The organism is Gardnerella sp. 30-4, from assembly GCF_001641215.1.
In the GTDB taxonomy this organism is placed as follows: Bacteria; Actinomycetota; Actinomycetes; order Actinomycetales; family Bifidobacteriaceae; genus Bifidobacterium; species Bifidobacterium leopoldii.
Genome location: NZ_LXJL01000064.1, coordinates 1 through 7,718 on the forward strand (window position 1 = coordinate 1; position 7,718 = coordinate 7,718).

At 42.3% G+C, this 7,718-nt stretch carries 4 protein-coding genes; all 4 read right to left on the minus strand.

Going from position 1 to position 7,718, the window contains the following annotated elements; translation table 11 throughout:
* On the minus strand, positions 1-1,004 hold a 1,004-nt coding region (locus tag A5294_RS04590), incomplete at its 3' end, for an ATP-binding protein (protein WP_064340583.1).
* A gap of 186 nt (positions 1,005-1,190) precedes the next feature.
* Positions 1,191-2,201, minus strand: a complete 1,011-nt coding sequence (locus tag A5294_RS04595) for a class C sortase (RefSeq protein ID WP_064340582.1) — start codon at positions 2,199-2,201, stop codon at positions 1,191-1,193.
* 750 nt (positions 2,202-2,951) lie between these two features.
* The gene (locus tag A5294_RS04600; RefSeq protein ID WP_004118582.1) at positions 2,952-4,850 is read right to left on the minus strand and encodes a SpaH/EbpB family LPXTG-anchored major pilin; all 1,899 of its coding nucleotides are present in this window, start codon (positions 4,848-4,850) and stop codon (positions 2,952-2,954) included.
* Between the two features lie 244 nt (positions 4,851-5,094).
* Positions 5,095-7,599 (minus strand): hypothetical protein, encoded by a 2,505-nt coding sequence (locus tag A5294_RS04605; RefSeq protein WP_004118581.1) that lies wholly within the window; start codon positions 7,597-7,599, stop codon positions 5,095-5,097.
* Between the last annotated feature and the right edge of the window lie 119 nt (positions 7,600-7,718).

Consider the following 7,718-nt stretch of genomic DNA (forward strand, 5'->3'; position numbering starts at 1 on the left):
TCTTTATATAGATTATTAGACGCAATACTACTATCTGAAAGTATCATAGAAGTCAACAAACCAGTATCAGCCATATAACATTTTACTAACGCATCATCTGCATTAAGATTCAATCCCACATTTGGATCTGTAGATTTATAGCAATTATTTGTAATACTCGCATCCGAAAGCCAAAAAAACGCATCCTTATAGTCACGCATACGAGCATTCTTACCCAAGGAAGTAATCCTATATCTTTTTTCATGCCTGGAAAGCTGTGCTGGTATTCCATCAAACACAGCCATAACTTTCATTTCATAACCTTTTGCAAACTTTGCAGCATCCTGCCTATAGAGCGAAAGAATACGACGCTTAACCCTATCTACTCGAGTAAAATCTCTCGAATCAACATATTCATTTACAGATTGCGGCATGCCACCAACTAGCATATATTCTCTAAAAAGTCGCATCGCTTTTTTATGTAAAGCATCTGGCAAAGGATTTAACGCATCAAATGAATTTTTAATAACTTTCGATAGATTTTCTTCTCCAAAAGCCCACAAAAATTCTTCAAAATCAAGAGGATACATGCGTTCTTCTTGTTCTTCAGATGGAATCAATATTGTTTCAACATTATGTTTAATAGACAATAACGAGCCAGTCTCTATATAGTCGTATCTGCCATCTGCAACTAGTTGTTTTACAAATTCTCTAGCCTGTGGGAAAAATTGCACTTCGTCAAAAACCATTACCGATTCACGGTTATAAAGTTTCACACCATACAATGCAGATAGGTACGTAAAGAAAGTGCTTAAATCTGAACGATAATCTTCAAATAGCCGAAGCGCATCTTTTGATGCTTGCGAAAAATCAATAAGAATATAAGACTTGTATTCGTTTCTTGCAAACTCTTCAACTATAGTACTTTTCCCAACTCTTCGAGCACCTGTTACTAAAAGCGCTGTTGAACCGCGATCAGCATTCTTCCAATCGAGCATTTTTTGATAGAATTTTCGCCTTAACATATAACACCACTCTTAATTACCACAAAACCGTTGAAAATACTATTGTTTTATAGTATATATTTCACGAAAATCAATGTCAATTTATGCTAAATTTTCACGAAATCAGGGGTAAATATATGCCGAATTTTCACGAAAATCAAGGTGTTATTTCTCTAAATCTTCGCAACACGCTGCATTACAGCAATTCTAAGCAGTTATATGTTTGGCATGAGCAAGTGAAGCAGCACGGCGGCGGCGCTTGCGAACCGCGGCAATAATCATCGTCGTAAGAATCACCGCGCAACCAATAAGCGCGAGCACGAACATCGTCATCCAAAGCGGCCACTGCAACTTGTCCCCAGGAGCGGAAACTGGATCCGGCAGCACGCGATAGCCCGTAACCAGCAACCTCTGCGTATTCACACCATACGGCGTACACGTAAGCAGCGTCGCTAAATCTCGCCCATTCTCGCGTTGAAGCAACCTAATATCATGCGGATCGACTACGCTAATGCGGAACACCTTGTAACGTAAGGTTTCGCCTTGTATGTCAAAATAGAAATAGTCGCCCTTCTTCAACTCCACTAAATCATCAAACATGGTCGCATTCGGCAAACCCGTATGCGCCGTCACAACAGCGTGACGCGTTTTGCCACCAACCGGCAAATCCGTGCCATACAAATGCCCAGCACCATACGCCAAAACCTCCTGCGAACTACCGTGATAAATCGGCAGCTTAACGCCAATCTTCGGGATTTTCACGATACCCATAATCCCCATTGGCTCATCCAGATGCTTCGCATATTCCTTATACTCCGGCGTCTTCATATAATCCGTCGTGCCATCGTAAGGATCAGCCGTAATAATCGACTTGTGGCGCGCATTATAACGACGAGCCGCGTTCAAAATCTTCTCGCGAGCGCTCGCAGTCTGCTTACGACTCAAACGATCATACGCGGTAGAAATCTCCTTCGACACCTTGTTATTCCACAACGTTGACGCAATCGGGTACGTGAAGCACAAAATTGCTGCAAGTGCGAGGGCAATTGGCTCAAGAGTGCGGCGGAGTTTGGATTTGGGTTTTTTCGTTGGCTTTGGTGCGGGTTTTGATGCGGGTTTTGATGCGGTTGATGAGTCTTGAGTTGATTCGGTTGCAGGTTTTGCTTTAGACTGATTGAAGAAAGCATATACTTTTGTAACAACTTTGTTTAATTTCATGCTTCCTCCTTGTGAAGTTTATATGCGTAAATACTTGCTTGATGTGGCGCGAGTTTTGGGGGCTGGTGTTTGGCTGGTGGATTTCTGAAGTGGATGTGAGTGGTGGGTGTTACTTGTCTCGCAGCGCTCCGCTCTTATACCTTACTTGGACTTAATGGTTGCGTAGTTAAGTTTAGTTTTTTACTTACTTTCTCTGCAAAAATAGTATTCGTCAATAAGATTATTACTATCGTTCCGCTTTTATATTGCTCGACCAAGCAACACCCACCCCTCACTCGTAAATTCACACATCGTTGTTTTGTGGTGTGGTAGGAGTGCTTGGCGTGGTGTATGCGGCAGCAATGACGTTAATGTCCTTTGGACAACAAGCAATCAACGTCTGCAGAGCAATAATGCTAAAGTTCACTAAGCAATAAATAATCGACGTTTGCAAAACATTACTGCAAAGATTCAGGAGGTTTGGGGGAAATACGACCTTTATTTTACGCGACTGTAAAATTTCTGCCGGATTCGAGCGCGTAGCCGACCGTTTCTGTACATGCACGTAAAGTTTATGCCGCTTGTTAGCGCGCAACCGACCGTTCCTTTACACGTGTGTAAAATTTCTGCCGCTTGTTGGCGAGAACACGACTTTTTCTTTACGAGGCTGCAAGAGAACAATCATAAGAGCAAGTGAGTCTAGGATTTAGTTCAGTAAACCCTAGACTCACACTTTGCTATTAGACTACAAGACCAGCTTTAGAAAGCGGATCAAGCGTTCTGCTGCTGTTCTTCTTCCTTGCGATTGCGCACGTACATAATCACGCTCGCAACAATAAGAACTATGCCCACAACAGCGAAAATCAGCACGCCGTAAGCACCAGTTGCAGGAAGATTGAACCAGAAGCTCTTGCCGTTGTCGCCGCCCTTAAGTGGGAGGTCCTCAAACGGCTCAGCCGTAGTCTTATCTTTCTCAACAGTCACAGCATGAACTACAGGAGAAATCGCATAACCCTTAGGAGCTTTAACCTCAACAAGATAAACAGGAACACCAGCGCGAGTCTTGTATGCCTTCGCGAAGTTACCTTTAGAATCTGTTGTAGCAGTCTGCACATCAGTAGTAGCAGCGCCAGCTGGCTGGGAAGCACCAGCTGCAGCAGCATCATTAATAGTTGACGCAGCCTTGCAAGCATCAATCGAGCCAAGTTCCTTATTTTCCTTCAGACCTTGAGCGCAAGCATCAGCCTTAGCCTTATCAGCAAAAATCCTGAACTCAGCATTTTCAAGCGGCTTCTCTTCATTACCTTCCTTATAGAACTTATGCACCTGAAGGAAACCAAAGTCAATAGTCGCCTGAGAATTCTTAGTATCTGGAATGATTGGCGGCAAGTCACCCTCATTCTTCTCATGAGCCTGGAAGAAGCCGGACTTGTTTACAACCTCATCCTGCGATTTATCCTTCTCAGCAACACTATCAGTGCCAGTCGGAGCTTTAGTGTTCTTGTAAGCATCACTAAGCTCAAACTCAAGATCAACCGTAACCTTAGGTGCTTCTTGACCTTCAGTAACGTTATTCAAGGCAGTAGCAATCTTACCTAAGCCATCATTATTAAACGTTACAAGAATACGCTTATGACCAGCAGCAAGATCCGCACCACCAGCATCAGAAGACGAGTTTACAACACTAACGGTGTACATATCTTTATTTTGATTGTCTTTTTTATCAAGACTAGTTTCGCCAATCTTTACATGCTTCACAACACTTGCATCAATAGTCTTGAAGGCAGCGGTTGGAGCATCATCGAAGACCTTATAACCCTGAAGATTAGCAGCCGTCAACTTACCATCTTTAGGCTTAGCTTTGTTCACTTCCGCAGTAATTGTAAAAGGCACTTTATCCTTAACGCTAGCGAACTTAGTCTTATCGTAAACCTTCTGAATAGTAGCCGATAGATCCTTGTTCTTCGGCGTCACAACAGGATTATAGTTATACGAAACAGTCGTCTTTGCATCCTTGCCCTCGCTAGTAGTGTACTCCGGCAAAGGAAGTGTCATATAGAAGGATTGCAAATCCGAAACACCATAGCCCTTAGGCGCGTTAGTTTCCTCAACCTTATACAAGCCAAGATCAAGATTATTCTTGCCATCACCAAACTTGGCTATACCTTTATCGTCAGTGTTCTTCGAATCAATAACGTTAGTAGTATCAAGCTTGACTTCTGCATCAGTGCCACTGTCTTTAATAGTGTGATCGTTCAGCTTAGTAACAAGCTTTGCAATCTTCTGCCAAGACTCAAATTTGCTAAGATCTAAGTTAACATACTTGTCACCTTCCTTAACAGAAGTGACTTTAGTCAATTTGAAAGTAGCGTCTTTAAGCGGCTTAAAACCAGTTTTGCATTGAGGATCTGTTTGTGTCTGAGAAGTAGTAGAGTTATCATCATTTGCCTTCTTCACGCACTTAAGAATGGTTATAGTACCATTCTTTGGAGCGTCAGTCTCCCACGGAGCCTTAGGATCCTTAGGATCCGTATTCGCAGGATGTTGCGGAACAACCGGCTTACCAGCCCATGCAACTCCAGTCATTGTTACAGCGCCGGCGACGCACAGCGTGCCAGCCATAGCAAGCGACGCAATCGCCGCCACGAATTTATTAGTGAACTTTTTCATGTTCACTCCTTTCATTTGCCGTTTTACGGCAACTAGAAAATTAATTTGCATTGATAATGCTCATACGAGTAAAGTTTTAAAATTTTTGGCATTTACCTTGTTTTATCACGCTCCCGAATCCCGAAAGACTGCGCAATAAAACAATACGCAATAAAACAATGCGCGAAACAGGAAGGCTTTATGCGCAAATGCGTACGTAGTCGCCTTATGCGAAGCACGGCGAGTAAATGCATATACAACTGCTTCATACGTAATTGCATAAGCCTCGCCACCTTCCCAAAATTAATTTGCGACCTCGCTCACTTTGACTTACCACAAAGCCAGCAGCCAGCAGATTCACCAACAGAGCGGCAAGAATACCCAGCTGCAAATTCCAACTCTGCCCACCCGTGTGCGGCAAAGTAAAATTGCTCACCGAATCAATATTGAGCGTAAAAGCAGCAAAATCCTTATTTTCTTTAAGAGACTTATCACCAGCTAATGCCTTATCAATGTCCGTAGGCGTTTGCTTGCCAGATTGAGCATTGAACGCTTTAGGCTTTAGCGCGTACACAACGCACTGGTAATTGCCAACCTCAGTCGGCTTTATACTCACTTCCATAGAAGTTTGAGACGCAACGTTCTTCGCAGTACATTCTTTATCCCCATCATTTGCCTTATTGCATCTAGTTTGCTTCGTATCCTCAGGCACACTCAGACCAAGCTCGGCAAGATTACTGCTCCAAGTCTTGTATTCAAGAGGCTCCTCAGCTTGCGGCGATCCAGCAGTTTGAGACGGCTGCGACGGTTCAGAGGGTTGCTCAGATCGCGAGACAGCGCCAATATTAGTGCCACTTGAGCCACTTCCAGCAGAACCACTTCCACTCGAGCCAGTACCGCCAGTCGAAGCGCCACCACCAGCATTATCCTTCTTCTTTTCGCCCTTAGAGCACAGCACGCGCAATGTAATCTTATTCTTGCTATCCGCCGCAGAAGTAGCATCAATAAACGGCTTAAGCTCCATACCGATCATTGCAGAAATCTTGTTATTCTTTTCAGACAATGCCGTAGGACTACCATTAAACGGATACACCTTCAGTGTAAGAATTTCTGGCGGCTTCGGCTTATCTCCAAACTGGATTGTTATCTTCTTATAATCCCAGTCAATGCCTTGCTTAATAGACGCTTTATTAGTCCACTTATCTTCAACAATGTTTTGTTCTGGCTTTTCAAACAGAGATTGCTTATTAGTTTCTACTCTAGTATCAAACTCGTCTAATACTGTAGAATATACCTTAGTTTTACCGTTTCCTGAGTTTCGCTCTAATTTAAATTCATCATCTTTTTTAATAGCAAACACTTTGCACTCAAAAGTCCCAGACTTCGTAGGCGTTCCAGTAATCCAGCTTTGAGAGCGCTCAGTATAATCATCATTTTCATACACAGCAGAATTCTCTGCATTTTTATCAGGTCGATTCTGATTTTCCTTATGCTCGAACTGAGTCTGCGTACCTAGACTCAAACCATTAACACTGCCTACCGTATAACTGGCATTATCATCACTACCAGTTTCATGGCAAATCATACGATGATAGATAAAACCAGGCTTATCTTTCGATTGCGATTCAATAAAAAGCTTATTGTCAATAGGATCGTAAGTGTCTTTCTTATCAGTACTGCCAGTAGCACTTCCTTCAGTACCTCCGCTAGGAGCTGAACCCTTAGACTTTGGTTTTATAGTAATTCTATTACCGCTTACAGAAACTTTATCATCCTTTTTCCCAAAATCGTATAAGCTCAGCTTTAAATCACCAGATTCAGCCTTAGGCAAATCATCCTTAGCAAGTATCGCTTTAATCCTAGTGCTGGATTTAGAACCATTTGGATAATGTATTACAACATTAAACCTATATGTATTATCTACTAGCCATTTGCTTGCAAAAAAACGTATAGAACCATCGCTATTAGATACACCCTGCGTAGATTTAGCAGTGTAGCTATCATTCTTATCATTCTCACCCTTGAAAAAAGCATACTTTACGGAATCATTAGTTTTACCATACTTCTCCAACCCAAGCCAAACGCCATTAGGTAATGTTTGCTGCACAATACCAGCAACTTTTATTGTTGGGGTAATAATCTGAGGAACCCTATTATAAGACTCGCCATCCTTGCCTTTAATGTTTATTGTGTCTTTATTACCTTTATCTTTACTACCATAAGTAATGCTGTAGCATTTTACAGGAGTATTATACTTTTTATTATTCTTGCACACTTCCGGAAGTTCAGGCTTTTTCTTCACACTTCTGTCAGTGCCTTTAACAGATTCCGTAGAGGCGCCTTTCTTTTGGGCATCTTTAGCTTTTTTATTTACAGCAGTCTCATTTACAAACTTCTCAGCCTTAGGCTTATTGACACCATTGTTACTAGCAGGGTTCTGCTTTTCAACAGACTTTAGCTCACCATCATTCTTCTTTAAAGTATCAGAAGAGCCAGTATTTTTCTTATCATGCTCAGCACTATTAGATTCACTCTGATCAGGCTGCTTATTCGATTCACTATCGTTTTTAGCAGAACCAGCCTTCGCGCCCTCAGCCTTCTCAGTAGAAGTAGCACTTTCACCAGTACCTTCGCCAGCACTTAGAGCAGAAGTTGGAGCAATCACAAAAGTAGCAAGCAACATTGCAATCGCCACGAAAAAAGCAAATAACGAACGACGAATTGAGCGCACTAGTCGAAGGAAACGGCTAAATATATGCGAATTAAACATATACACCTACCTTCTAATCTGCAAAGCTTACGAATCATGATGTCATCATTACGATGACACTTAAAAAAAAAAACAACTCAATTACTCTGCTTAAACACTCAGCACTATACCCCCCCCCC